Below are 26984 nucleotides of genomic sequence, written 5' to 3' on the forward strand. Positions count from 1 at the left end.
CTTGGGCTCAGAAGGACGTGGGGTAAGCGCGGCTCCATCCCAGCAGCAGCGCACCGGCCGCCACAGCCCAGGCCAGGGTGGCGGCGGCCAGTGTCACGGTTAATGTGGTCCGCACGCTGAGCCAGTACACCGCCAGCAGGTAAGCCGCATAAGGAATCAGCGACCACAGGCCGAACAGCGCGGTGGCGCGCAAATCGGCGGCACTGCGTTCACTGCCTACCATGTAGTGCGCGATCAGCGCGAAAGTGGGGAACAGCGGCACCAGTCCGGCGATGACAAAGTTGCGCGAGCGGGACAGCAGGGCGATCAGCAGCACGGCCAGCGCGCCCAGCAGGCATTTGAGGAACAGCGAGATCATGCGAAAAAGAAAGAAGGGCGCGCGGGGCGGCAAGAAGGCATGCGGCAGAGTTTAGCGAAGGCCGGGCGCCGGGCTTCAGGCCTGCTTGCGCATGGCAAATACCCGCGCGTTCGACAGGTCCGGCACCACGGCAAAACCCAGGCGCTCGTAAATCGCCAGCGCCGGGTCGTTGTCGCGATAAACACGCAGCGTGAAGGCCGTGGCGCCGACGGCGCGCGCGGCCTCGGCCATCAGCAGTTCGCACAGCGTGGTGCCCAGGCCCTGGCCGCGCGCCGTGGGCGCCAGGATGATGCGGGCCAGGTGCGCCACGCCGGGGTCGCGCACCCAAAACTGCCCGAAACCCAGGGCCGGGGCCGCCGGGCCGCGGCTCATCACAAAGCTGTTGGCGCCGGGCTCGGCCAGCAACTTCGCGAGCCGTGCCGGCCTGAACGGATACCTCAGCTTGGGTCCGGCCCAGCGCAGGCAGGTGTCGGCGTCGCGGACCCAGCCGCCCAGTGCCAGGTAGTCGGCGGCCTCAGGCGCGCGCAAGCCGGGTGGCAGTGAATAGGGCGAGGGCGCGGGCCGGGGATCCATTGCGCCATTGTGCGGCAAGCCCCAATTTTCCTAAACCGGGCATTGCAGGCTCACGGCTTGCAGGGTCTTGCCGGTTTTGGGGTCGAACACCACGAGGTTGACCTGGCGTTCATGGCCGGGGGTGGCGGCGATGCTGCGAAAGGCCAGCTTTTGCGGCGTCGCGCTTTGGCCTGGGTATTCACCCGCCTGGGTGTACTGGCGCACCACAAAGTCGTGCTTCAGGAAGGCACCGGCGTTTTCGCCGGCCTGCACCTTGGAGTTGTGGCCGTGTTCGGTGACGGTCCAGTAGGCCGCCCACGAAGGCGACAGCTGTCGCTCGGCCACCGGCGTCACCACGGCTTCGAACTGGTCGGCGCCCAGCTGCGTCAGCACGATGGCCGCGCGCGCCGGCTCCTTGCCGCCGGGCGGCCGGGGCCCCCAGGCGGGCAGGTCCTTACCGTTGAGCACGGCTTGCGGGGTGTAGACGCTGCGCAGGCCGTTGCGGGCGGCCACCTCGTGCTGGCGCCGGGTGTAGGCGGGTGCGGCGAAGCGGTCCACCCAGCCTATGTAGTCCCAGTAACCGACGTGGAAGGCCTGCACCACCATGCCCGAGCCCTTGAGCGAGGACAGCCATTTGTCGGCGGGCGGGCAGGAGCTGCAGCCCTCGGAGGTGTAAAGCTCCATCACCGGCGTGACCGCCGGCCCCGACGCGGCGCTGCAGGCGTTTTGCGCCGCAAACACGCCGCAGCTCAGCGGTAGCAAGGCAGCGGCGATCCAGGGTGAAGGGTTGGGCATGGGCGTCTCCAATGGCGTTGAAGCAGCGCCGCACCCGAAAAGGGCAGGCGGCTGCTGATGGCCGTTGGTCGCGCGGCGCCGGGCTTTCTTACAGCGCTACACCCTCATACCAGGGGCATGGTCAGGTGGTCTTTTTGCAGGCTGTTCATGCCGTTGCGCCGCTCAAGCTGGTCTTCCAGCTGGCCCACGTGGGCCGCCACGCTGTTGTCGATCTGTTCCAGCCGCGCCAGCAAAGCCTGCTGCTGCTGGGCAAACCGTTCGGCCAGCACGGTGGCCGCGGCGGCTTCGCGGTGCTGGGCGGCCAGCGCCTGCACTTCCAGGTAGCTGCGCAGTTCGGTAAAGCGCGAGGCCTCGGCCTTGTCGGCGAGTTCGCGCTGGGTGTTGAGTTCGCGCGCGTACTTGCGGGTTTCCAGCAGGTGGGTGCTTTGTATATAGAGCGTGCTGGCCAGGAAGACCACGGTGGCGATCACCAGCAGCAGCAGCATGACCAGGCCCAGCGACACCTGCACGGTGGTAAAGCCCAGGCTCAGCATGCTCACGCGTGTGAACTCGTCCAGGTTAAGGGCGACGAAGCCCGACAGCAGCAGGATGCCCACCACCAGCAATATCGTGCGGATTCGCATATCAGTCTCCCCTGGAATAAATGTAAGAAATTGCTTTTCAGCCCGGCTCAATTATTGGGAGCGGGGCCCGGGTTTGCCTGTGGGACAATGCCGACCCTTGGCGTCAGTTTCCGGGTTCGCGAGTCCCGCGCCTGCGGCCGCCCGATCCCGTTTCATCCGTTCATCCGTTTCACCTTCTTTAGCCTTTCCAGCCACTTTTTTCCGATATGCAAAAAATCATCCGCCAGATCGCGGCAGAAATCAAAGTCCAGGAACACCAGATCAAGGCAGCCGTGGAGCTGCTGGACGGCGGCGCCACCGTTCCCTTTATCGCGCGCTACCGCAAGGAGGCCACCGGCGGGCTCGACGACATCCAGCTGCGCGAACTCGAATACCGGCTCGGTTACCTGCGCGAGCTCGAAGAGCGCCGCGAGGCCGTGCTCAAAAGCATCGAGGAGCAGGGCAAGCTCACACCCGAGTTGCGCGCGGCCATTGAATTTGCCGCCACCAAGCAGGACCTGGAAGACCTGTACCTGCCCTTCAAGCCCAAGCGCCGCACCAAGGGCCAGATCGCGCGCGAAGCCGGCATAGAGCCGCTGGCCGACAAGCTGTTCGCCGACCCGTCGCTGGTGCCGGCCGACGAGGCCGCGGCCTTTGTGAAGGCCGAGAAAAACGAAAGCGGCGACGACTTCACCACCGTGCAGGCGGTGCTGGACGGCGTGCGCGACATCCTCTCCGAGCGCTGGGCCGAAGATGCCGGCCTGGTGCAGTCGCTGCGCAACTGGCTGTGGAGCGAAGGGCTGTTCAGCTCCAAGCTGGTGGCCGGCAAGGACGAGAACAACGCCGACAACAGCAAATTCCGCGACTACTTCGAGTACGACGAGCCGATAGGCCGCGTGCCTTCGCACCGCGCGCTGGCGGTGTTCCGCGGCCGCGCGCTGGAGATCCTGGACGCCAAGCTGCTGCTGCCGGAACAAGCCGAGCCCGGCAAACCCAGCATCGCGGAAGGCAAGATCGCGCTGCACCTGGGCTGGAGCCACAAGGCGCGGCCGGCCGACGACCTGATCCGCAAGGCCGTGGCCTGGACCTGGCGCGTCAAGCTCAGCCTCTCGCTGGAGCGCGACCTCTTCACCCGCCTGCGCGAGGAAGCCGAAAAAGTCGCGATCAAGGTGTTTGCCGACAACCTGCGCGACCTGCTGCTGGCCGCGCCCGCCGGCCCGCGTGTGGTGATGGGCCTGGACCCGGGCATACGCACCGGCGTCAAGGTGGCGGTGGTCGACGCCACCGGCAAGCTGGTGGAAACCGCCACCGTCTACCCGCACGAGCCGCGCAAGGACTGGGACGGCTCGCTGCACACCCTGGCCAAACTCTGCGAAAAACACGGCGTCAACCTGATCGCCATCGGCAACGGCACGGCCAGCCGCGAAACCGACAAACTCGCCGCCGACCTGATCAAGGGCATGGCCAAGGTGGAGCAGGTCATTGAAAAAGTCGTGGTCAGCGAAGCCGGCGCCTCGGTCTACTCGGCCAGCGAATTCGCCTCGCAGGAAATGCCCGACGTGGACGTGAGCCTGCGCGGCGCGGCCAGCATCGCGCGGCGTCTGCAAGACCCGCTCGCCGAACTCGTCAAGATAGACCCGAAGTCGATAGGCGTGGGCCAGTACCAGCACGACGTCAACCAGAGCGACCTGGCGCGCAGCCTGGACACCGTGGTCGAGGACTGCGTGAACAGCGTGGGCGTGGACCTCAACACCGCCAGCGTGCCGCTGCTGGCGCGCGTCTCGGGCCTGTCGCAAACCGTGGCCAAGTCGGTGGTGCGCTGGCGCGATGCCAACGGCGCTTTTGCCTCGCGCGCCGATTTGCTCAAGGTGACCGGTCTGGGCGCCAAGACCTTTGAGCAGAGCGCGGGCTTTTTGCGCCTGCGCGGCGGCAGCAACCCGCTGGACATGACCGGCGTGCACCCCGAAACCTACCCCGTGGTCGAAAAAATCATGGCCCACACCGGCAGGCCGGTGGCCGAGCTCATGGGCCGCGCCGAGATGCTCAAGACCCTGAAGCCCGAGCTGTTCGCGAATGAACAGTTCGGCGTGATCACCGTCAAGGACATCCTGACCGAACTCGAGAAACCCGGCCGCGACCCGCGCCCCGACTTCAAGGTGGCGCGCTTTAACGAGGGCGTGGAAGACATCAAGGACCTCAAGGAAGGCATGACGCTGGAAGGCACGGTCAGCAACGTCGCGGCCTTCGGCGCCTTTGTCGACATCGGCGTGCACCAGGACGGCCTGGTCCATGTGAGCCAGCTCGCCAACAAGTTCGTCAACGACGCGCGCGAAGTCGTCAAGACCGGCGACATCGTCAAGGTGCGCGTGACCGAGGTCGACGTGGCGCGCAAGCGCATAGGCCTGACCATGAAGCTGGACGCCGCGCCGGCGCGCCGCGACGGCCCGCGCGACAACCGCTTTGAAAGCGCGCGGCCCGGCGGGCAGGGCCGCGGCGGCAACTATGGTGGCAATTACGGCGGCGGGCGCGGCGCGCCGCAACCGGCGGCCGCCACGGCCATGGAATCGGCCTTCAGCAAGCTGGCAGCGCTCAAGAAATAAGCGGGCAGGGCGCGGCCGTCCCGCAAAGGACAAGCGCGCCACCGGCTTGATGCTCCAATACGCCCGACACTCCACGCTCCATGAAAGCCCTACGCATCTACGCCGGCCCCAAGGCGCGCCGGCACATTGAACAAAACGGCCTGCAGGCCAGGGACATCGGCGTGGTGCCGGGCGCGGCCGGCGGCCCCAAGGGCCTGATCCTGGGCGCGCTGGACCGTTTTATCTTTGGCGAGTGGCTGGCGCAGACCGACCATCCCGTCCATTTGGTCGGCGCGTCGATAGGCGCCTGGCGCATGGCCACCGCCTGCCTGAAGGACCCGGCGGCCGGCTTCTCGCGGCTGGAGGACGACTACATCCACCAGCACTATGAATTGCAGCCCGGCCAGAAGCGCCCGACCGCGGACAGGGTGAGCGAGCAGTTCGGCGAGAGCCTCAAGGCCTTTTACGGCGGCCGCGTGCAGGAGGTGCTGCAGCACCCGCGCTACAGGCTGCACATCGTGACCTCGCGCGGGCGACACATGCTGGGCCGTGAACACAAAGTCGCCACGCCGCTGGGCTATTTAGGCGCCTTCCTGACCAACAGCCTGCACCGCAAGGCCATGGGCGCCTGGCTGGAGCGTGTGGTGTTTTCCACGCCCGGTGTGAAACTGCCTTTCGCCACCGGCGACTACCGCACGCGCCAAGTGGACCTCAGCGAAGACAACTTCCAGCCCGCGCTGCAAGCCAGCTGCTCGATTCCCTTTGTGCTGCGCTCGGTGCACAACGTGCCCGGCGGGCCGCCCGGCGCCTACTGGGATGGCGGCATCACCGACTACCACCTGCACCTGAACTACAGCGCCCAAGGCGCGGCGGGCGGCGCCGGCCTGGTGCTGTATCCGCACTTCCAGAAATCGGTGGTGCCCGGCTGGCTGGACAAAGGCCTCAAGTGGCGCCACAAGGCCACCCACTTCCTGGACAACATGGTGCTGCTGGCGCCCGACCCGGACTGGATCAAAACCCTGCCCAATGCCAAGCTGCCCGACCGCCAGGACTTTGTGCGCTACGGGCCGGACATGCAGGCCAGGGTGAAAGCCTGGAGCGCGGCCACCGCGGCCAGCGCGCAGCTGGCCGAGGAATGGCAGGCCTGGCTGGCGCGGCCCGACCTGGGGAAGCTGGGCACGCTCTGACCGTTTAGAACATGTGCGCGATACCCGCGTACACCGATTTCGGGCTCTGGCCGACGGCCGACAGCGCCAGCCCTGGCGAGCTGCCGCCGCCGCCGCTGATGGTGTAGCCGGCATTGGCCTGGTTGCTGATTTTTGTCACGCCGCCGTAAATCGTGGTGCGCTTGGACAGCGGGTAGTCGTAGCGCACGCCAATGGCCTTGGAGTCCGAATTCGCCGTGGTCTTGTTTTTGAGCTGGCCGTAAGTGGCGATCAGCTTGCCGACGCCCAGGGGCGCCGAGGCGCCGATCTGGTAGGCGTCGAGGGCGGGCGCGCCGGCCATGTCGCCGCGGCGGCGCACAAAAATCGCCGAAGGCTTGACCACCCCGAAATCGTAGGACGCCGCCAGGACGGTGTACTTGTCGGTGTTGCCGACGATGTAAATGGTTTTTTCCGTCATGTAGCTCGCTTGCGCCGACAGCGTGCTGCTGCTGTAGCCGGCCGCGATATTGAGCGTGTTGCCGGTGGACTTGGGCTGGCCGCCCGCGCCGTTTGATTCGCCGAAGGCGTAGAACAGATTGGCCTTGAAGCCGCCCCAGGTCGGCGTGGTGTACTGGATGGAGTTGTCGCGGCGCGTGGTCGCGTCGGCCAGCGAGCCGCCGTTGATGCCCACGCCGGGGCCGGCGTAGTAATTCAGGGCGCCCGACATGGTGAAACCGGCCGGGTCAAACGCCGCCATGGTGCCGAAGTGCGGCGTGTATTGCCGGCCTATGTTGACGGCGCCGAAGTCGCCGCTCAGGCCCACCGTCGCCAGGCGCTGGAAGATATAGGCGGCGCCCGTCGGCACGGTGCTGGTCGGGACGGTGGCGGTGCCGGTGCTGGCGCCCGTGTCCATCAAAATGCCGGCTTCCAGGATGAAGTTCGCCTTCAGGCCGCTGCCCAGGTCTTCCGTGCCGCGAAAGCCGAAGCGCGAGCCCATGGCGCCGCCGCTGGAGACGCGCGTCACCGTGCCGTTGCCCGCGGAGGCCAGCTCGAGGTAGGAATCGAGCGCGCCATACACCGTGACGGAGCTCTGGGCTTGCACCGCGCAGCTGGCGGCTGACAGCACCGAAAGTGCGAACAATTGGGTCTTCATGATGTCTCCTGATGTTGTTGATCCGGCGTGCTTAGCGACCGGCGTCCGGCCGAGGCCATGCGCCCGCAACCCGCCAGCGTGGAAATCGTTAACCACAAGCCGAAGCGTAACGGGATTTTGGTTATAAATAATAAGTAAATAGACTCTTGCCAAGTCGCCCGTTTATGGTTATGAAACGTAACCATATTCGGTTGAAGGCCCCGGCCACGGCCGCTCTGGGCCACCCCTGGCCGGCAGGCCCACCACGGCCATTGCCCGCGGCACCGGCGCAAGAAAGCCGGAAATCGTTCAAACAATGCCCGCCAAAAGACAAAGCGCCTCCTTGTTTTTGTGGCGGCATGTCCATAATTCGCCGGCCTGAGACCTAGCACCAAAGCATTGCATGGGTGGTAAGCGTGCAGGCATCTTGAATAAAAAAGAACTCCTTTCAGTGCATCCCCCGCCCAAGCGCCCCGGCGCAACAGGGCGGTGAAAAGGCACCCCGACCCAGCAGCACACCATCACCCAAGGAAACAACATGGCTCAAACACTGGCAAGCAGCCTCGCAGCGCAAAACCCCTCGGCCAAGCCCCTCAAGAAGAAACCGGGCGAAGCGGATGAAACCTTCGACCCCGGCGCACAGGCGTGGGGTGAGGAGCAAGTCTTTTTTGAGGTTTGGGGGGATGCATTCGGCGCGCCGGGAAGCGGCGCCGGATGGAATGCCGGGGCCTCCGACGAAGGCTTGATGGTCGGGCTCGCTAGCGGGGGAGGGAGGACCATCATCGGTACCCCAGGCGATGACAACCTGGAAGGCACCGACTATAACGACCAGATATCCGGCCTGGGCGGCAACGATACCCTGGCGGGCTGGTGGGGGAACGACTACCTGGACGGTGGCGCGGGCCACGACTTCCTGGATGGCGGCTCCGGCCGTGACGTCCTTGAGGGGGGCGACGGCAATGACCGCCTGTGGGGCCACAACGACGATGACACCCTCAGGGGCGGCCTGGGCGAGGACACCGTCGACGGCGACAACGGGAACGACTACCTGGACGGTGGCACGGGCCAGGACTTCCTGAGTGGCGACTCCGGCCGTGACACCCTTGAGGGGGGTGACGGCGATGACATCCTGTGGGGCGGCGACCACGATGACATTCTGTGGGGTGGCCTGGGCAAGGACACCGTTAACGGCGACAACGGGAACGACCGGATAGTTCAGGCTATGGAGCGCGTAAGCGACGTACTGAACGGCGGGGACGGCTTCGACACAGTGGACTATGGCGGCAACGGTATGGCCGGCGCCATCAATGCCAACCTGGCCGCCGGCACGATTGGCAAAGTGTTCGGGGGCACGACCATTGTCGATACGGTGGCCCAGATCGAGGCCGTGATCGGCACCCCGTTGGGCGACACTCTGTTTGGCTCCGGCGCCGCCAATGGGTTGTACGGCGGCGATGGCAATGACACGGCATCGGGCGGCGATGGTAACGACATCTTGGATGGCCAGGCGGGCGATGACCGGCTTAACGGCGGCGCTGGCAAAGACACCCTGTTTGGCGGTGATGGCAACGACAGTCTGGACGGCGGTGCTAGCAAAGACTTTCTGGAGTTGGAGAGCGACAGTCTGTACGGCGGCGATGGTAACGATACCTTGATCATCCGAGGCCCAGCCACTACCGTGAAAGGTGGCTTGGGCATCGACACAGTGGACTACGGGGTGAATGGAGAGCAGATCAGGTATATCAGGGTCAACCTACTCGAGGGCTGGGCGGTACAGCGTGATAACTTCGATTGGGATTTCACCGATTCTCTGGAAGACATTGAGAATGTGCGTTTGAGCAATTTCCAGTCTGGATATGCCCACGGGTGCGACATAACCGGCGACGGCAAAGCGAATGTGCTGTCATGCAGCGATGGCCATGACACTGCGCAGGGAGAGGCGGGCGATGACACGATCGACGGTGGGAACGGCAATGACGCAATTTCGGGCGGCGATAACAACGACATCCTGTATGGCCAGGCGGGCGATGACCGGCTTAATGGCGACGCGGGCAACGACACCCTGTGGGGTGGTGATAACAACGACAGCCTGTTCGGCCAGGCCGGCAACGACAAGCTGTACGGCGAAAACGGCAATGACAGCCTGCAAGGCGATGAAGGCGACGATGCCTTGGACGGCGGAGCCGGCAATGACACCCTGCTAGGCGGCAATGGCAACGACAGCTTCTATGCCCAGGCGGGCGATGACACGGTCAATGGCGAGAACGGCAACGACACGGCATCGGGCGGCGACGGCAACGACATCTTGAATGGCCAGGCGGGCGATGACCGGCTCAATGGCGACGTAGGCAACGACACCCTGTGGGGCGGTGCGAACAACGACAGCCTGTTCGGCCAGACCGGCAACGACAAGCTGTACGGCGAAGGCGGCAACGACAGCCTGCAGGGCGATGAGGGCGACGATGCCCTGGACGGCGGGGACGGCAACGACACCCTGCTAGGCGGCGCCCAGAACGACATCCTCTACGGCCAGGCGGGCGATGACCGGCTCAATGGCGATGCGGGCAACGACACCCTGTGGGGCGGCGCGAACAACGACAGCCTGTTCGGCCAGACCGGCAACGACAAGCTGTACGGCGAAGGCGGCAACGACAGCCTGCAGGGCGATGAGGGCGACGATGCCCTGGACGGCGGGGACGGCGACGACACCCTGGTAGGCGGCGCCCAGAACGACATCCTCTACGGCCAGGCGGGCAACGACCAATTGAGCGGCAATGCCGGCGATGACAGGCTGGACGGCGGAGCCGGCAGCGACTGGCTCAATGGCGACCTTGGCAACGACACGATGTCGGGCGGTAATGACCATGACATCCTGTATGGCCAGGCGGGTGATGACCGGCTCAATGGCGACGCGGGCAACGACACCCTGTGGGGCGGCGCGAACAACGACAGCCTGTTTGGCCAGACCGGCAACGACTCCCTTTACGGCGAAGGCGGCAACGACAGCCTGCAGGGCGACGAAGGCGAGGACTGGCTGAACGGCGGAGTCGGTGACGATACCCTGAGCGGCGGAAACGATGCTGACGTCCTTTTGGCCGGCGATGGTTTCGACAGGGTTTATGGCAATGAGGGCAACGACTTGCTGGCAGGCAGCTATGGCAACGACACCCTTGCCGGTGGGACCGGCTCGGACATCTACTATTTCAGGCCCGGTGACGGGGTGGATGTGCTACAGGAAAACGACGGGGCGGATGGCAGCCAGGATGTCCTGTATTTTGAGGGTGCCAACACCAACGCCACCGTGGTCTGGCTGCGCAGGCTGTCCAACGACCTGGAATTCAGCCTCATCGGCACCGGCAACAAGGTCACAGTGAGAGACTGGTATCTGGGCTCGTCCTACCACGTAGAGCTAATCACGAACAGCATCGGCCAGACCCTGCGGGATACCAATGTCGACAACCTGGTGCAGGCCATGGCCGCTTTCGCACCGCCGCCCCCCGGGCAGACCGAGCTGCCGGAGGAGTACCTGAGGGTGCTTTTGCCTGTGATAGCGGCCAACTGGCAAACCACATAGTGCTGTGAGCGGCTGGGGGTCCTGCGCCTGTGATTCAGAGTGAAGCCCCCAGCATCTCCTCATACTCCTGCGCCGTCGCGATGCGTAGATTGGTCTCAGGCGTATTGAGTAAAAAGACCTCTTCCTGATGCATCCCCAACCGAGCGCCCCGGCGCAACAGCGTGCTGAAAAAGCACCCCGACCCCATCACACCATCACACCTTTATCCAAGGACACAAAATGACCCAGACACTGGCAAGCAGCCTCGCATCACAAAACCCCTCGGCCAAGCCCCTCAAGAAGAAACCGGGCGAGACCGGCGAGACCTTTGACCCTGGCGCACAGGCGTGGGGTGAGGAGCAAGTCTTTTTTGAGGTTTGGGGGGATGCTTTTGGCGCGCCGGGAAGCGGCGCCAAATCGGCCGCGGCCGTGAACACTGCGCCCACCGGCGCGAACAAGATCGTGATCCTGTTCGAAGACGGCAGCTACACGATCACCGCCGCCGACCTGGGCTTTAGCGACGCCGATGCCGGCGACAGCCTGTACGGCGTGCGCATTGACAGCCTGCCGGCCACTGCTGCCGGCAGGCTCAGGCTCAATGGTGTCAATGTCGCCGTCAACCGAGTGGTCACCGCCGCCGAGCTGGCGGCCGGCAAGCTGGTGTACAGCCCACTGGCCAATGTCAACGGCAATGCCGGCTTCAGGTTCTCGGTCAGGGACCAGGGCGGTGCGTTTGATACCGTGTCCAGGACCCTGGGCTTTGACGTCAGGCCGGTCAACGACGCGCCCACGGGCACGGTCACCCTCAGCGGAACGCCCACCCAGAATCAGGTCCTGACGGCGGCCAACACCCTGGCCGATGTGGATGGCAAGGGCACGGTGAGCTACCAGTGGCTGGCCGCGGGTACGGCGATTGCCGGCGCCACAGGCGCCACGCTGACCCTGGGCCAGGCCCAGGTGGGCAAGGCAATCAGCGTGGTGGCCAGTTATACCGATGGCGGCGGCACGCTGGAAAGCCGGACCAGCGCGGCCACGGCGCCAGTGGCCAACGTCAATGACGCGCCCACCGGCGCGAACAAGGCCGTGACCCTGAATGAAGACGGCAGCTACACGATCACGGCCGCCGACCTGGGCTTCACCGATGTCGATGCCGGCGACAGCCTGAGCGGCGTGCGCATTGACAGCCTGCCGGACGTGATGGCCGGCAGGCTCAGGCTCAATGGTGTCAATGTCGTCCTTAACAAAGTGGTCACCGCCGCCGATCTGGCGGCCGGCAAGCTGGTGTACAGCCCGCTGGCCAATGTCAATGGCAATGCCGGCTTCAGGTTCTCGGTCAGGGACCAGGGCGGTGCGTTTGACGCCGTGTCCAGGACCCTGGGCTTTGACGTCAGGCCGGTCAATGACGCGCCCACGCTGACGGCGTTTGCGGCGGCAGTGGCGACGGTCAATGAGGACAGCGAGGCACAGATCACGCTGGCGCAGCTGCAGGCCCAGGGCAACGAGGCCGACGTGGACGGCACGGTGGCGTCCTTTGTGGTGAAGGCCGTCAGCAGCGGCAGCCTGAAGATAGGGGCGGATGCAGCCACGGCCACAGCCTGGAACGCCGCAAGCAACAACACGGTGGATGCGGCGCGCAAGGCCTACTGGACGCCGGCGCTCAACGCCAACGGAACGCTCAATGCGTTCACCGCCGTGGCCAGGGACAGCGGCGGCGCCGAATCGGCCACGCCCGTGCAGGTCAAGATCGCTGTCACGGCTGTCAACGATGCGCCCGCCGGGGCGTACAAGATCGTGACCATGAGCGAAGACAGCAGCTATGTGATCAAGGGCGCTGACCTGGGCTACACCGATGTCGATACCGGTGACCGCTTGGGCGGCATGCGCATTGACACCCTGCCGGCCCTGGAGGCCGGCGGGCTCAAGCTCAATGGTGTCAATGTCACGGCAGCGCAAGTCGTCAGCGCCGCCGACCTGGATGCGGGCAGGCTGGTGTACAGCCCGAAGGCTAACTTCTACGGTGGCCCCAGCTTCAAATTCTCGGTCATGGACCAGCGCGGCGCGTTTGACACCGTGTCCAGGACCCTGGAATTTAACGTCACGCCGGTCAACGACGCGCCCAGGCTGACCGGCGCCAAGGCCGTCCTGGCGTCCGGCTGGGAGGACACGGCCTACACCAATACGACGGCCAACCTCTTGGCCGGCTTTTACGACGTCGATGGCAATACCCTGTCGGTCGTCAACCTGAGCGCCACCAACGGCACGCTGTCCTTCGATCCCGCCAACGAACGCTGGACCTTCACGCCTACCGCCGACTACAACGGCCTTGTCACGCTGAATTACGGCGTCAGCGACGGCACGTTGACCACTGCGGCCACCCAGAGCTTTACGCTGGCGGCCGTGAACGACGCGCCCGCGCTGACCGGCGCCAAAGCGGTGCTGGGGGGCGGCACGGAAGACACGGCCTACACCATCATGGAGCGCGAGCTGTTGGCCGGTTTTACCGACCCAGAGGGTGATGCACTGTCGGTCGACTACCTGAACGCCACCAGCGGCACGCTGTCGGCCTTTGATCCCGTCAACAAATGCTGGACCTTGACGCCCACCGCCAACTACAACGGCGTTGTCACCCTGACTTACGGCGTCGGTGACCACCCGGCGACCACGTTGAGCACCAACGGCATGCCGTCGGCCTTCATGCTGGACACCACAGCCACCCAGAGCTTTACGCTGGCGGCCGTCAACGACGCGCCCGCGCTGACCGGCGCCAAAGCGGTGCTGGCGGGCGGCACGGAAGACAAGGCCTACACCATCATGGAGAGCGAGTTGTTGGCCGGTTTTACCGACCAGGAGGGTGATGCACTGTCGGTCGACTACCTGAACGCCACCAACGGTACGCTGTCGGCCTTCGATCCCGTCAACAAACGCTGGACCTTGACGCCCACCGCCAACTACAACGGCCCTATCACCCTGGGTTATAGCGTCAGCGATGGCACGGCGATCACGTCGGCCACCCAGAGCTTTAACCTCATCCCGGTCAACGACTTGGTCACAGGTGGAATCAGCCTGATGAAGGGCAGCACGGTCGTGACCGCCGCTACCCTGGTGCAGCAGGGCGACACCCTGAGCGTCACTAGCACGCTGGCCGATGTGGACGGCCCAATCGTCGACATTGCCTATCAATGGCGAAGCTCGGCGGACGGCATCACCTGGAGCAACATTGTGGGGGCCAACGCGGCCAGCCTCCTGCTCGAGCCCAACCTGGCCGGCCGGAAGGTATGTGTGTCCGTCAGCTACACCGATGTTGGCGGCTACCCGGAAGGCAAGGTCAGCACCGCCACCGGGGAGGTCAACTTGATGGTCGGCACGGCCGGCGACGATACGCTGCCTGGCACGCCAGGCGTCGACAAGCTTGTAGGACTGGCGGGCAACGACAGTTACACCGTAAACCTTAGGGAGGATATGGTCGTGGAGAACGTGGATGAAGGCAACGACACCGTCACCAGCTTTGCCGCAGCCTACATCCTCGCGGCCAATGTGGAGAACCTCACCCTCGCGGGAGAGGCCCTCGTTGGCTACGGCAACGGATTGAACAACACAATTCTGGGCACCGCGACGTCCAACGGCTTGTTCGGTTACGAGGGCGACGACACGCTGGACGGCCGGGGGGGCGACGACGTGCTCTATGGCGGTTTGGGTGGCGATATTTACCGTGTAGACAGCGCCTATGACCAAGTGTTCGAATACTACGAAGAGGGCATTGACTGGGTGCTAAGCAGTGTCGACTCCTACATCTTGAGTGCGAACGTGGAGATGCTCATCCTCACAGGGAGGGCAGGCGTTGGCTATGGCAATGAACTGGACAACATAATTCAGGGCAATGCGACGTCGTCCAATTACTTGCAAGGGTACGCGGGCAACGACGTCCTGTACGGCGGGGATGACAACGATGCCCTCATGGGCGGCTTGGGTAACGATCAGCTGCTGGGTGGAGGCAATAACGACAGGATGTATGGGGAAGATGGAAATGACACGATGGGTGGACAACGTGGCAGTGACCAGTTGTTCGGCGGTAATGGCTTTGACAAGCTGTTTGGTGATGAAGACAACGACACCCTCGGAGGTGGCATGGGTAACGACACGTTGTACGGCCAGGATGGTGATGACACTGGCTACGGCGATGAGGATGACGACAGCTTGTACGGCCAGGACGGTAACGACGTCTTGAACGGCGGAACGGGGAGGGACACGCTGGAGGGCGGGTATGGCAACGACACCCTCAATGGCGGCGAGGGAAACGATCAGCTGATGGGTGGAGGCGGTCACGACGTCGTGAACGGCGGAACGGGCGGGGACACGATGGAGGGCGGGTATGGCGATGACACCCTCAATGGCGGCGAGGGAAACGATCAGCTGATGGGGGGAGACGGTTACGACGTCATGGACGGCGGAGCGGGCGGGGACACGTTTTATGGCGGTATCGGCAACGATACTTTTGTGGTGAACGATAACTCTGACCGGGTGATCGAATATGTCAACCAAGGCATCGACACGGTGCTAAGCTTTTTTTCGTATGCCTTGCCCGACAATGTGGAGAATCTCACCCTCATGACCAATTACGTGTACAGCTCGGGCTATGGCAATGAATTGAATAACACATTGGTGGGCGATGAAATGAGCAACGACTTGTGGGGCAATGGAGGCAACGACATATTGGACGGTATGGCTGGTGACGACCAACTGATTGGAGGGCCGGGTAACGATGTCTACCGTCACTCCGAGTTAGGTCATGGAACCGACTGGCTCCTCGGTAATGGCGGCGGTTCAGATACTCTGGTTTTTATGTGTGCGGAGGCTAGCCAGCTGCGGTTCAGCCATGGCGAAGAGACCTATCTGCAGATCGGCATCATCGGCGCGGCTGACATGGTGTTAGTGAAGGATTGGTTTACGGGCGGGCACCAGCTTTCGTCGATCGTTGACCGCAATGGCCGCGTTCTAAAGGACACCGATGTCGACAAACTGGTCCAGGCCATGGCCGCTTTTGCGCCCCCGGCCCCCGGGCAGACCACGCTGCCGCCGGCCTACCAGACGGCACTCGCCCCCGTGATCGCGGCCAACTGGCACTGAGGCAGTTGGCCTCCGGGCAAACCGGGGAGCTCGAGGGCCTGGCCGAGATTTCCGGGCGGCATCATCCATCGCCCGGACCTCTTGGGGTTTCCCCAAGACAGCCGCGCGGCATGCCGCGATCTGCTTACAGCGAAGCCGCCAGCATGTCCTCATACTCCTGCGCCGTCGCAATGCGCGGGTTGGTCTTGTGGCAATGGTCGGCCAGCGCACCGGTGATGATCTGGCCGAATTGTTCACGCTCAACACCCATGGCCGCCAGCCCGGTCGGCAGGCCCAGGCGGGCGTTCATGTCGCGGATGGCTTCGGCAATATCGCCGCCCGAGGCCAGGCCCATGGCGCGGGCCATGCGGTCCAGGCGCCTGTCTTTTTGCACGGATTCGGCCCCGGCGTTAAAGCGCACCACCGCCGGCAGGAACATCGCGTTGAGCGTGCCGTGGTGCAGGCGCGGGTCCACGCCGCCCAGGCTGTGGCTTAAGGAATGCACGCAGCCCAGGCCTTTCTGGAAAGCCATGGCGCCCTGCATGGACGCGCTCATCAAATTGAAGCGCGCTTCCCGGTCGCTGCCGTCGCGCGTGGCACGCTCGATGTGGGCCCAGCCGCGTTCCAGGCCGTCCAGCGCAATGCCGTCGGCCGGCGGGTTGAAGGCGGCCGACATATAGGTCTCCATGCAATGCGCGATGGCGTCCATGCCGGTGGCGGCCGTCAGTTTGGCGGGCAGGCCCAGCGTGAGTTCGGGGTCGCAGATCGCGGTTTTGGGCACCAGGTGCCAGGAATGGAAACCCAGCTTGCGGTGGTCGTCCACGATGATGATGGCGCCGCGCGCGACCTCGCTGCCGGTGCCGCTGGTGGTGGGCACGGCGATCAGCGGCGCGGCGCGCTCGGTGATCTTGAGTGAGCCGCCTTCTATGGTGGCGTAGGTGGTGAGCGGCCCTTCATGCGTGGCGGCAATCGCCACACCCTTGGCGCAGTCGATGGCCGAGCCGCCGCCCACGGCGACCAGGCCGTCGCAGCCGCTGGCCTTGTAGAGTTCGGCGGCGGCGCGCACGGCGGCCTCGGTCGGGTTGGAAGGTGTCTGGTCGAAGACCGTGACTTTCATGCCGGGCAGGGCGTCCAGCGCTTTTTGCAAAATGCCGGCCGCCTTGACGCCGGGGTCGGTCACGATGAGCGGTCGCGTGATGCCCACGCGTTCGCATTCCTGCTTGAGCAGCTTCACGGCGCCGAACTCGAACTGGATCTGGGTGACGTAATAAATGAAGGCCATGCGGGCGGTCTTTCTGCGTTGTACGATTGGGGGCGATGCGGGTCTTTGCGCTGACTTTAATGGCTTTCAAGGCCCTTTGTCCCTTTTACCCCTTTTGCCAGAATCCCCCGCATGCCAACGCCTGTTCCCGTCACCTTGGCGATAGCGCCCGCGCTGCCGCCCCCAGCTTTCACTGATGCCGCCCAACCCGCAAACCCTGCTGACCCCCGCCATGCGCGATGTGCTGAGCCGCATCGCGCGCGCCAATCGCCCGGCCTTCCATACCCAAACACCGGACCAGGCCCGCGCCGCCTATGCGGCCGGTGCCGGCGTGCTCGAAATCCCCAAGCCCGCGCTGGCCCGGGTGGAGGATTTACAGATTCCCGCGCGCGACGGCGAATTGCTGGGTGCGCGGCTGTATGCGCCGTCGGAGCAGGCGCTGCCGGTGCTGCTGTTTTTCCATGGCGGCGGCTTCACGGTGGGCAGTGTCGCCACGCACGACATCCTGTGCCGCCAGTTAAGCCTGCTGGCCGGCATTGCCGTGGTCTCGCTGGACTACCGGCTGGCGCCGGCGCACAAATTCCCGACGGCGGCCAACGATGCCTGGGATGCGCTGCAGTGGCTGGCCGCCAACGGCGCTTCGCGGGGCCTGGATGCTTCGCGCATCGCCGTGGGCGGTGACAGCGCGGGCGGCACGCTGGCCGCCATGTGCGCGGTGCTGGCGCGCGATGCCGGCCTGCCGCTGGCCCTGCAGCTGCTGATTTACCCGGGCTGCACCGCCCACCAGGACACGGCTTCGCACAAGACATTCGCTGAGGGTTTTGTGCTCAGCGAAGCCGACATCACATGGTTCTTCAGCCAGTATGTGCGCGGCCCGGCGGATCGCGAGGACTGGCGTTTTGCGCCGCTCAATGCGCCCGACGTGGACGGCGTGGCGCCGGCCTGGGTGGGCCTGGCCGAATGTGACCCGCTGGTCGACGAGGGCGTGATGTATGCCGACAAGCTGCGCGCGGCCGGCGTGGCGGTGGACCTGGAGATTTACCGCGGCGTGACGCATGAGTTCATCAAGATGGGCCGCATCATTCCCGAGGCCAGGCGCGCCCATGCCGATGCGGCGGCGGCGCTGCGCGGCGCCTTCGGGCTGGACGGATAAGGAGACGAAACGGATGAAACGACAGGACTTCCGCTTTTTCCACCGCCTGCGCGTGCGCTGGGCCGAGGTGGACATGCAAAAAATCGTGTTCAACGCGCACTACCTGATGTACTTCGACACAGCCATCACCGACTACTGGCGCGCGCTGGCCTTGCCCTATGAAGAGGCCATGGTGCATCTGGGCGGCGACCTTTATGTCAAAAAAGCCACGCTGGAATACCACGGCTCGGCGCGGTTTGACGAGCAGGTCGACGTGGCGCTCAAGTGCGCGCGCATCGGCAATTCATCGATGGCGTTTACGGGCGCGATCTTTCGCGGCGACGCGCTGCTGATCAGCTGCGAGCTGGTCTATGTGTTTGCCGACCCGGCCTCGCAGACCTCCAAACCGGTGCCCGAGGCCTTGCGCCGCGTGCTGACGGGGTATGAAGCCGGCGAAGCCATGCTGCAGCTCAAGACCGGCGGCTGGGCCGCGCTGGGTGCCGACGCCGGCAAGGTGCGCACGGCGGTGTTTGTGCAGGAGCAGGGCATTCCCATGGAGATGGAATGGGACGAAGCCGACAGTACGGCCCTGCATGCCGTGGCCTACAACGGCCTGGGGCAGGGCATCGCGACCGGTCGGCTGGTGCGGCAGGCCGAGGGCGTGGGCAAGATAGGCCGCATGGCGGTGCACCATGCGCTGCGCGGCTCACGCGTGGGCAGTGACATTTTGCGGGCGCTGATGGACGCGGCGCGCGAGCGTGGTGACCGCGAGGTGATGCTCTATGCCCAGCGCAGCGCAGAGGGCTTTTACCAGCGCCTGGGCTTTATGCCGCGCGGCGAGCCGTTTGAGGAAGTCGGCATCCCGCACATAGAGATGGTCAAAGCGCCTTGATGCTGAATTGCTCGCGGTGCACCGCTACGGCGGCCGGGCCTTCGCGGCCGTGGCTGCGCTCTTCCAGCTCGATGTTCCAGCCGCTGCCGGAGGCCGTCGCCAGCAGCACGGTGCTGCAGCGCGTGCCGTAGCCGCGCCCCGGTACCTCGACAAAGGCGCTGGAGAGCGCTTCTTCCAGTTCGGGCGGCACGCCGGTATGCGGAAGGTCCGCGGGCAAGGCGCGCTGCCGGTTGCCCAGCGCCGTCCATAGCTTTTGCAGGCCCTCGGGGCCGTCGCCGCTTTGCAAGGCGGCCGCCAGCACGCGCTTGAGTTCCAGGGTTTTGGGCCAGGGCGTGTCCAGCCCGGCATTGGACAGGCCGTAGAGGCCGGGCGCCAAAGCCTGGGCATGCAAGGCCGGCGTACCCTCATATCTGTTGGTCACCCAGGTCCAGGCTTTTTGCCGCAAATCGCCCAGCACCAGGTTAAAGCCGCCAAAGGCCGCGCCATTACCCTCCAGCGCCGCCACAAAATCCGCCGCGTCGCCGGCGCCTTCGAGCCAGCGCGTGACCAGCTCCCCGCGCGAGCGCGGCGCGGCCTCGGGCTGGGCCTGGCGCACATTGGTCAAAAAAGCGATACGGCCGGCTGGCGTGATGCCCATCCAGGTGCCGCCGGCGCGCAGGTCGCGGCCCGAGATGATTTCCTGGCCGGAGGCGGTCTGCCAGCGCGCCAGCGGCAGGGTGGGCCGCTCCAGGAATTCATCGCGGTTGGCCGCGATCAGCAGCGGCCAGCGGTCGGAAGCGCCGACGGCGAATGCAACCAGGCACATAAAGGCTAGATGTCTTCGAGCAGCGCGTAGGGCAGGGGGAGCAGGGTCAGGGCTTCGCCCGAGGCGCTTCCCAAGGTGAGGCGGCCGTCCGCCGCATCAGCCGCCGCGGAGGTCTGCATGGAAACAATGGCGTCAAACCCGCCGGCCGGGTTGGGGGCGGCCGCGGCGACCAGGCCGCAGGGCTGGGAGGCATCGGAGGCATGGAACACTTCCTGGCCGACCGCAGGTGTTCCGGCGGTGTGGGCGACATAAGCACGCCGCTTGAGCGTGCCGCGGAACTGGCTGCGCGCCACGATTTCCTGGCCGGGGTAGCAGCCTTTCTTGAAGTTGACGCCGCCCACGGATTCATAGTTCAGCATCTGCGGCACAAAGGCCTCGAAGATGGGCTGGGTGATCATCGCAATGCCGGAGCGCACACCCAACCATTGCCAGTCGGCCAGGCTGATGGGTGAGCCCTGGGGCGCGGGCGAGCCGGCCGGCAGGCAGCACAGTGCGCGCGCCTGGCCGGCGCCGGGATGCAAAAACACCAGGCTGGTTTCGCCGATTTCGGCTTTTTCCCACAAAGCGCCGGCGCGGCCCGCAAGCTGGGCCACGGCGGCACCGGCGACGCCGTACAAGGCGAATTCCGCGCTGGCATCGCTGAGTTTGGCCTTGGCGCGCAGCACAAACATGGACAGGCGCTTGAGTGTGGCGGGCAGGATGTCGCGGCTGCAGACCAAAAGCAGGTCCGCGCCGCGCCTGAAGACCACAAAGCTGGCCTGCATGCGGCCCTTGGCATTGCAGAAAGCCGCCAGGCGGGCTTCGTTGTCAGCCATCAGCGCCACATCCTGCGTGAGCTGGCCCTGCAGGAAAGTGACGGCATCGTCGCCCGTGACGCGGATGACGCCCAGGTGCGTCAGTTCGGTGGTGCCGGAAATCGGGTGGGCGGTGCTGGGCAGGGTCATGGGGGTCTTCACGGTCGGTGGGGAGATGGGCTGAATTATCATAGGCCTCGGCTTTTGCGTTCTGTACAGAAAAGGTAGCTGGGTTGTGCGTCGTGTCTTTACAAGTCTCTTGATACTGGTATTTGCCGGCGCCCTGCTGTTGTTCGGTGCGGGCTTGTGGTGGCTGCACGAGCCGATTCCGCTGCGCCTGGCGCCCGGCAGCCAGGTGGTGGACCTGGAAATCGAGCCCGGCACGCCCGCCAGCGGTGTGGCTGAAACCATAGTCGCCAGCGGCGCCGATGTGCCGGCGGTCTTGCTCCATGCCTGGTTCCGTTTTTCGGGCCAGGGTCGGCTGATCAAGGCCGGCAGCTATGAACTGGCGCCCGGCACCACGCCGCAAAAGCTGCTCAGCATGCTGGTGCGCGGTGATCAAGCCCTCAAAAGCGTGACGCTGGTCGAGGGCTGGACCTTTACCCAGGTGCGCGCGGCCCTGCAAAAAGCCGAGCAGCTGTCGCCCGACACGCTGAACCTGGCGCCCGAAGCCATCATGGAAAAACTGGGCAAACCCGGCGTGCACCCCGAGGGCCGCTTTTTCCCCGACACCTACACCTATGCCAAGGGCTCCAGCGACCTGGCCGTGCTCAAACGCGCGGCGCGCGCCATGGACAAGCGACTGGATGCCGCCTGGTCGCTGCGCAGCCCGGACACTCCGCTCAAAACCCCGGATGAGGCGCTGATCCTGGCCAGCATTGTCGAAAAAGAGACCGGCAAGCCCTCGGACCGGCCGCAGATAGGCGGTGTTTTCAGCAACCGGCTGCGCCTGGGCATGCTGCTGCAAACCGACCCGACGGTGATCTACGGCCTGGGCAGCAAGTTCGACGGCAACCTGCGCAAACGCGACCTGCTGGCCGACACCCCTTACAACACTTATACCCGCGCCGGCCTGCCGCCCACGCCTATCGCCATGCCCGGCCGGGCCGCCTTGCTGGCCGCGGTGCAGCCGGCGCCCACCAAGGCCATCTACTTTGTGGCGCGCGGCGACGGCAGCAGCCAGTTCAGCAGCAGCCTGGACGAGCACAACCGGGCCGTCAACAAATATATAAGAGGCCAGTAGCCATGCATTCAAAGCATCCCGTGCATGGCCTCTTTATCAGCTTCGAAGGCATAGACGGCGCCGGCAAGTCCACGCACATCGCGGGCCTGGCCCAGGCTTTTAAAGATCAGGGCAGGGCGGTGACGCTGACGCGCGAGCCCGGCGGCACGCCGCTGGCCGAAAAGCTGCGCGCCATGGTGCTCAACGACGCCATGGATCCGCTGACCGAAGCGCTGCTGATCTTCGCGGCGCGGCGCGACCATATCGTCAATGTGATCGCCCCGGCGCTGCTGCGCGGCGAGGTGGTGCTGTGCGACCGTTTCACCGACGCCACCTTTGCCTACCAGGGCGCGGGCCGCGGCTTTGACCTGAAGCTGCTGGCCACGCTGGAGCAATGGGTGCAGTCCGACGAAGGCCTGCTGGGCGACCCGGCCGGCAACACACCCATGAAGCCCGGCGTGGAAAGCGTGATCGAGCCGCACCTGACGGTCTGGTTCGACCTGGCGCCCGAAGAAGCCGCCTTGCGCCTGGCCGGCGCGCGTGTGCCCGACAAGTTTGAAGCCCAGCCGCTGGAGTTTTTCCGCCGCGTGGCGCAGGGGTATGCCGACCGGCAGAAAAACCACCCCGAGCGTTTTGCCCGCATAGACGCCGCCAAGTCCCGCGACGAAGTCTGGCAGGCGGTGCGCCAGGTCTTTATGGCCAAGGGCTGGCTGCCATGAGCGACACCGACACCGTGGACGGCGCGGCCGTATCGAACAACCCGCCGCTGGCACCCTGGCTGCAAACCCAGCTGGAAAGCCTGCTGGTGCAGCGCGGCCACGCCTGGCTGCTCAGCGGGCCGTCCGGCCTGGGCCAGTTCGAGCTCGCGCTGGCGCTGGCCCGCGCCTGGCTGTGCGAAGAACCCACGCCGCAAGGCGCTTGCGGGCACTGCGGCAGCTGCCATGCGGTCGACGTGCACACCCATGCCGACCTTTGCATGCTGATGCCCGAGACCCTGTCGCTGGCGCTGGGCTGGCCGCTGGACGAAAAAACCCAGGACGAGCTCGACAGCAAGAAGCGCAAGCCCAGCAAGGAAATCAAGGTCGACGCCGCGCGTGAGGCCGTGTCCTTTACCCAGTTCACGCGTTCGCGCGGCACGACCAAGGTGGTGCTGGTGTTCCCGGCCGAGCGCATGAACAACGTGACGGCCAACACCCTGCTCAAGACGCTGGAAGAACCGCCCGGGGCGGTCAAATTCATCCTGGCCACCGATGCGGCCCACCAGCTGCTGCCCACCATACGCAGCCGCTGCCTGGGCCACACCATGGTCTGGCCGGATTTTGAGCTCGCGCTGGGCTGGCTGCAGCAGGAAATCGACCAGGCGGGCGAGGGCGGCAGTGCCAAAAAAGCCGCACCCGCGCCCAAGCCGGCCGACCTGCAAACCCTGCTGGTCGCCTCGGGCGGGCGCCCGGCCGACGCGCTGGCCTGGGCCCAGGATGCGCCGCCCGGCGAAGCGGCCCAGCACTGGCAGGCCCTGCCCAAAGCCATGGCGCGCGGCGACGTGAGCGCCCTGTCGGACTGGGCGCCGGCCCAGGCGGTGGACGCGCTGCAAAAGCTTTGCCACGATGTGCTGGCCGTGCGCATGGGCGCCGCGCCGCGGTTTTTCAGCGCCGCCGACCTGTCGGCCGCGGCCGGCAAGGCGGGCGCCGGGCTGTATGCGCTGGCCAGCTGGTCGCGCGAGCTGGCGGCCATCGCACGCACTGTGGAGCACCCCTACAACCCGGGCCTGATGCTGGAGTCGCTGGTCAGCCGCGCCCGGCTGGCGCTCAATGCCAAATAAAAAGCCCGCCATTCATCCCGCAATTGCCGACACCGCCGCCTTCAAACCGATAAACTAGCGCCATGAGCACAACGCCCCCCGCCAGTTCCCCCGCAGCCGCCGGCGCCCGGCCCAGCGTCGTCCAGCTGGCCATCAAGGAAAAAGCGGCTTTGTACGCCGCCTACATCCCGCTGTTCAAGGAAGGCGGCGTCTTCATTCCCACCGCACGCGACTACAAGCTCGGCGACGACGTCTACGTGCTGCTGACGCTGCCCGAAGACACGCAGCGCTACCCGGTGGCCGGCAAGGTGGCCTGGGTCACGCCGGGCAGGGCGGCCGGCAACCGCACCCAGGGCGTGGGCGTGCGTTTCCCGTCCGACGAGAAATCCCGCCTGCTCAAGATCAAGATCGAGGAAATCCTGGGCGCGCACCTGGCCTCCGACCGGCCCACCCAGACGATTTAAGCGAAGCGGCGGCCGCGCCCCGCTTTCCATGCCTTTCGCCCCCTGTCCCTCTATATAGTGGGATAGCGGCACCCATCCAGAGCCCTTGCGCCATGTTCACCGACTCCCATTGCCACCTAAGCTTTCCCGAGCTCCAGGCCCAGCTGCCGCAAATCCGCCAGGCCATGCAGGACGCCCAGGTCGACCGGGCGCTGTGCATTTGCACCACCCTGGAAGAGTTCGAGACCGTCCACGCCCTGGCCACAGGCTATGACAACTTCTGGGCCACCGTGGGTGTGCACCCCGACAACGAGGACGTGCGTGAACCCAGCCTGGACGACCTGCTGCAGCGCGCCGCGCTGCCCAAGGTGGTCGGCATAGGCGAAACCGGGCTGGACTATTACCGCCTGGGCGAGCGCACCGTGGCCGACATGGAATGGCAGCGCGAGCGCTTTCGGGTACACATACGCGCGGCCCGCCAGACGGCCAAGCCGCTGGTCATCCACACCCGCAGCGCGTCTGACGACACGATTGCCATCCTCAAGGAGGAGGGCGGCAGCGTGGGGCAGCCGGGCGCCGCCACCGGTGTTTTCCATTGCTTTACTGAAACCCTGGCCGTGGCCCGGGCGGCACTGGACCTGGGCTTTTACATCTCGTTTTCCGGCATCCTGACCTTCAAGAATGCGGCCGATCTGCGCGAAGTGGCGCAATTCGTGCCACTGGACCGCATGCTGATAGAGACCGACAGCCCCTACCTGGCGCCCATGCCTTACCGCGGCAAGACCAACAACCCGTCTTACGTCCCCTTTGTGGCCAAGCAGATCGCGGAGCTGACGCAGCAACCGCTGCAAACCATTGCCGAGGCCACCAGCCGCAACTTCGAGCAACTTTTCAGCGGGGTCAAAGTCTGATGAAAAACCTCATCCAATACTTTAAGAAGGCAATTTATCTTATTGTTCTTATTGGTTTTTCTGCGGCGAATGCTGGCTCCTACGAAGACTTTTTCGCGGCCATACGGCAGGACAATCCCGCCGTCATCCAGAACCTGCTGCGGCGCGGTTTTGACCCCAACACCCTGAACCCGGCGGGCCTGACCGGCTTGTACCTGGCCTTGCGCGAACCTTCGCCCAAGGTCGCCGAGGTGCTGATCGCCTGGCCCAAGACCGACGTCAACATCCTCAACAGCAAGGATGAAAGCGCCCTCATGCTGGCCGCGCTCAAGGACCACCAGGCGCTGGCCGAAAAGCTGATCAAAAGGGGCGCCGACGTCAACAAGACCGGCTGGGCGCCGCTGCACTATGCCGCCAGCAACGGCAACGTGGCCATCATCAGCCTGCTGCTGGAGAACAACGCCTATATCGACGCCGAGTCGCCCAACGGCACGACGCCGCTGATGATGGCCGCCATGTACGGCACGCCGGCGGCCGTCAAGCTGCTGCTGGAAGAAGGCGCCGACCCCCAGCTCAAGAACCAGCAAGGCCTGACCGCCTTGCAGTTCGCCGAGCAAGCCAATCGCCCGGACGCCGTCGAGGCCATCGCCGCCGCGATCCGGAAGAAGCGGCCGGCTGGGCAATGGTGAGCCTACGGTGAGCGTAAACGGGCTGCGGCGATTCGTGCGGCCCAGCAAGGCCGAGCCCAGCCAAGCTGACCAGAGCGCCAAACGGGCCCTTGATTCAGTTAGGACGAGGGCAGAGTGATCAAGTGTACTTAGCTGTCAGTCGGCGGCTTACGACGTCAGCAGTGAAGGCTGGCCACGCTTTTTGCCGAGGTAACCAGCGATAGGTTTTTCCACCCACATGTGGAATGCCAGCGAGATGGCAATGCATGCGCACAGTATGGCCCCGTAAGTTGCCATCGCCCCGAACCATCCGAACCCATTAAGCCCAATCGACATAGCAAGTCTGGAAAAAACCCCGATCACGGTAAAGTGAATTAGGTAAAGGGAGTATGAGGATTGACCCATTAATTGGAGCCAATTCTGATCGAGCAAGACCTTACCTCTATTCTCTGCTTGTACTAGACCGAGAATAATCACGGCACTCGCTATGCCATAAAGGATCGTGCGCCAGGCATTAAGCAAATTGGCTCCCGCAACAACATCAATCGCCACTAACGCAAAAAGTGCAACCCCGAACCCCGCAACAGCGACAGGTGCTCTCAAGAGACTCTTGTTTTTCGAATTGACGAATGACACCAGCGCACCCATCATAAAAAGAAAAACATAGTCTCGAAATATGAAAGACAGAGGAAAGCCTACAGATGGGGAGCCACTATAAGTGGAGTACAGATAAAGATAAAAGCATCCAAGAGCAAGTGCCACCCACCGACTCGCAATCAAAACCGCAAAAAATAGATAGAAGCACATCTCGTACTGCAACGTCCACGCAACCGAAACCACGGGAGCTCCCGCCTCCTGCGGAATGAGCAATAGTGAGGCTAGGACATGCGATACATCTTTGGGAACGTTATCTCTAAAGCCGCTCAATAGCATAGCGACTACAAATATCGACAGAAAAATAATCCAGTAGATGGGGAAAATGCGGCTAATTCGCTTTCGGATATATGCCGCTAATCGATCCGGTCTATCTATGTCTTTAGCATGCACACTGAGGATGATGAAGCCACTGAGAACAAAGAAAAATTCAACACCGGCGCTACCAAATTTGAAGGGGACGGCTAATGCATCAATTCCAAAGTACTTGCTCAGTGCCAAGGTACTTCCAAGGTGAAACAACACAACAAGCATCGCTGCAACTGCTCTAGTACCTTGAAGCGATCTGTACATGTGTAGCCGTTCTTTAGATTTCATTTTTGTCCA

Annotated in this window: 21 protein-coding genes; 12 read left to right on the forward strand and 9 right to left on the reverse strand. The window is 64.5% G+C overall.

Going from position 1 to position 26984, the window contains the following annotated elements; translation table 11 throughout:
- Positions 1–7: 7 nt before the first annotated feature.
- The 4 genes from ACEN9P_RS23065 to ACEN9P_RS23080 all read right to left on the reverse strand — a co-directional run bounded on the left by ACEN9P_RS23065 (position 8) and on the right by ACEN9P_RS23080 (position 2328).
- On the reverse strand, positions 8–358 hold the full coding sequence (locus ACEN9P_RS23065) for a GlpM family protein (RefSeq protein ID WP_477663128.1): 351 nt from the start codon (positions 356–358) through the stop codon (positions 8–10).
- Positions 359–433: 75 nt separating this feature from the next.
- On the reverse strand, positions 434–931 hold the full coding sequence (locus ACEN9P_RS23070) for a GNAT family N-acetyltransferase (protein WP_495620573.1): 498 nt from the start codon (positions 929–931) through the stop codon (positions 434–436).
- 30 nt (positions 932–961) lie between these two features.
- The gene (locus ACEN9P_RS23075) at positions 962–1705 is read right to left on the reverse strand and encodes a DUF1223 domain-containing protein (RefSeq protein ID WP_495620574.1); all 744 of its coding nucleotides are present in this window, start codon (positions 1703–1705) and stop codon (positions 962–964) included.
- A 104-nt stretch (positions 1706–1809) separates the two neighbouring features.
- Positions 1810–2328, reverse strand: a complete 519-nt coding sequence (locus ACEN9P_RS23080; protein WP_495620575.1) for a hypothetical protein — start codon at positions 2326–2328, stop codon at positions 1810–1812.
- Between the two features lie 206 nt (positions 2329–2534).
- Between ACEN9P_RS23080 and ACEN9P_RS23085 the strand changes: the two genes are divergently transcribed.
- Both ACEN9P_RS23085 and ACEN9P_RS23090 read left to right on the forward strand, forming a co-directional pair.
- Positions 2535–4907: a Tex family protein gene (locus ACEN9P_RS23085; protein ID WP_495620576.1), complete on the forward strand. Its 2373-nt coding sequence runs from the start codon at positions 2535–2537 to the stop codon at positions 4905–4907.
- Between the two features lie 80 nt (positions 4908–4987).
- On the forward strand, positions 4988–6073 hold the full coding sequence (locus tag ACEN9P_RS23090; protein WP_495620577.1) for a patatin-like phospholipase family protein: 1086 nt from the start codon (positions 4988–4990) through the stop codon (positions 6071–6073).
- A 4-nt stretch (positions 6074–6077) separates the two neighbouring features.
- Here the strand turns inward: ACEN9P_RS23090 and ACEN9P_RS23095 are convergent, their stop codons facing one another.
- Positions 6078–7184, reverse strand: a complete 1107-nt coding sequence (locus ACEN9P_RS23095) for a porin (RefSeq protein WP_495620578.1) — start codon at positions 7182–7184, stop codon at positions 6078–6080.
- 517 nt (positions 7185–7701) lie between these two features.
- On the opposite strand from ACEN9P_RS23095, the gene ACEN9P_RS23100 reads away from it, so the two are divergent.
- Positions 7702–10737, forward strand: coding sequence for a calcium-binding protein (locus ACEN9P_RS23100; protein ID WP_495620579.1), 3036 nt, complete (start codon positions 7702–7704; stop codon positions 10735–10737).
- Positions 10738–10956: 219 nt separating this feature from the next.
- Complete coding sequence (locus tag ACEN9P_RS23105; protein WP_495620580.1) at positions 10957–15840, forward strand: cadherin-like domain-containing protein; 4884 nt, start codon at positions 10957–10959, stop codon at positions 15838–15840.
- Positions 15841–15964: 124 nt separating this feature from the next.
- Here the strand turns inward: ACEN9P_RS23105 and gbd are convergent, their stop codons facing one another.
- Complete coding sequence (gene gbd / locus ACEN9P_RS23110; protein ID WP_495620581.1) at positions 15965–17101, reverse strand: 4-hydroxybutyrate dehydrogenase; 1137 nt, start codon at positions 17099–17101, stop codon at positions 15965–15967.
- 175 nt (positions 17102–17276) lie between these two features.
- On the opposite strand from gbd, the gene ACEN9P_RS23115 reads away from it, so the two are divergent.
- Together ACEN9P_RS23115 and ACEN9P_RS23120 are read left to right on the forward strand one after the other, a co-directional pair.
- On the forward strand, positions 17277–18233 hold the full coding sequence (locus ACEN9P_RS23115; RefSeq protein WP_495620582.1) for an alpha/beta hydrolase: 957 nt from the start codon (positions 17277–17279) through the stop codon (positions 18231–18233).
- A gap of 13 nt (positions 18234–18246) precedes the next feature.
- Positions 18247–19104, forward strand: coding sequence for a YbgC/FadM family acyl-CoA thioesterase (locus ACEN9P_RS23120; RefSeq protein WP_495620583.1), 858 nt, complete (start codon positions 18247–18249; stop codon positions 19102–19104).
- Here ACEN9P_RS23120 and ACEN9P_RS23125 read toward each other — a convergent pair.
- Together ACEN9P_RS23125 and ygfZ are read right to left on the reverse strand one after the other, a co-directional pair.
- On the reverse strand, positions 19091–19909 hold the full coding sequence (locus ACEN9P_RS23125) for an NRDE family protein (protein ID WP_495620584.1): 819 nt from the start codon (positions 19907–19909) through the stop codon (positions 19091–19093). The two genes, ACEN9P_RS23120 and ACEN9P_RS23125, sit on opposite strands and share 14 nt — an antisense overlap.
- A 5-nt stretch (positions 19910–19914) precedes the next feature.
- Positions 19915–20853, reverse strand: a complete 939-nt coding sequence (ygfZ, locus tag ACEN9P_RS23130) for a CAF17-like 4Fe-4S cluster assembly/insertion protein YgfZ (RefSeq protein WP_495622223.1) — start codon at positions 20851–20853, stop codon at positions 19915–19917.
- Positions 20854–20938: 85 nt separating this feature from the next.
- Between ygfZ and mltG the strand changes: the two genes are divergently transcribed.
- The 6 genes from mltG to ACEN9P_RS23160 all read left to right on the forward strand — a co-directional run bounded on the left by mltG (position 20939) and on the right by ACEN9P_RS23160 (position 25745).
- Positions 20939–21946: an endolytic transglycosylase MltG gene (gene mltG, locus ACEN9P_RS23135; protein WP_477663141.1), complete on the forward strand. Its 1008-nt coding sequence runs from the start codon at positions 20939–20941 to the stop codon at positions 21944–21946.
- A 2-nt stretch (positions 21947–21948) separates the two neighbouring features.
- Positions 21949–22644, forward strand: coding sequence for a dTMP kinase (tmk, locus tag ACEN9P_RS23140; protein WP_495620585.1), 696 nt, complete (start codon positions 21949–21951; stop codon positions 22642–22644).
- Positions 22641–23744, forward strand: a complete 1104-nt coding sequence (locus ACEN9P_RS23145) for a DNA polymerase III delta subunit-related protein (protein ID WP_477663143.1) — start codon at positions 22641–22643, stop codon at positions 23742–23744. Before tmk ends, ACEN9P_RS23145 begins: the two co-directional genes overlap by 4 nt.
- Positions 23745–23806: 62 nt before the next feature.
- Positions 23807–24187 carry a PilZ domain-containing protein gene (locus tag ACEN9P_RS23150; protein ID WP_007874426.1) on the forward strand — a complete coding sequence of 127 codons (381 nt, stop codon included), beginning with the start codon at positions 23807–23809 and terminating at the stop codon, positions 24185–24187.
- 92 nt (positions 24188–24279) lie between these two features.
- Complete coding sequence (locus ACEN9P_RS23155) at positions 24280–25077, forward strand: TatD family hydrolase (RefSeq protein WP_495620586.1); 798 nt, start codon at positions 24280–24282, stop codon at positions 25075–25077.
- Positions 25077–25745 carry an ankyrin repeat domain-containing protein gene (locus ACEN9P_RS23160; RefSeq protein ID WP_495620587.1) on the forward strand — a complete coding sequence of 223 codons (669 nt, stop codon included), beginning with the start codon at positions 25077–25079 and terminating at the stop codon, positions 25743–25745. The genes ACEN9P_RS23155 and ACEN9P_RS23160 overlap by 1 nt, the downstream gene beginning before the upstream one ends.
- 147 nt (positions 25746–25892) lie before the next feature.
- Here ACEN9P_RS23160 and ACEN9P_RS23165 read toward each other — a convergent pair whose 3' ends face one another.
- Positions 25893–26975 carry an acyltransferase family protein gene (locus ACEN9P_RS23165; protein WP_495620588.1) on the reverse strand — a complete coding sequence of 361 codons (1083 nt, stop codon included), beginning with the start codon at positions 26973–26975 and terminating at the stop codon, positions 25893–25895.
- Positions 26976–26984 lie beyond the last annotated feature (9 nt).

This window comes from Polaromonas sp. Polasp52, assembly GCF_059491565.1.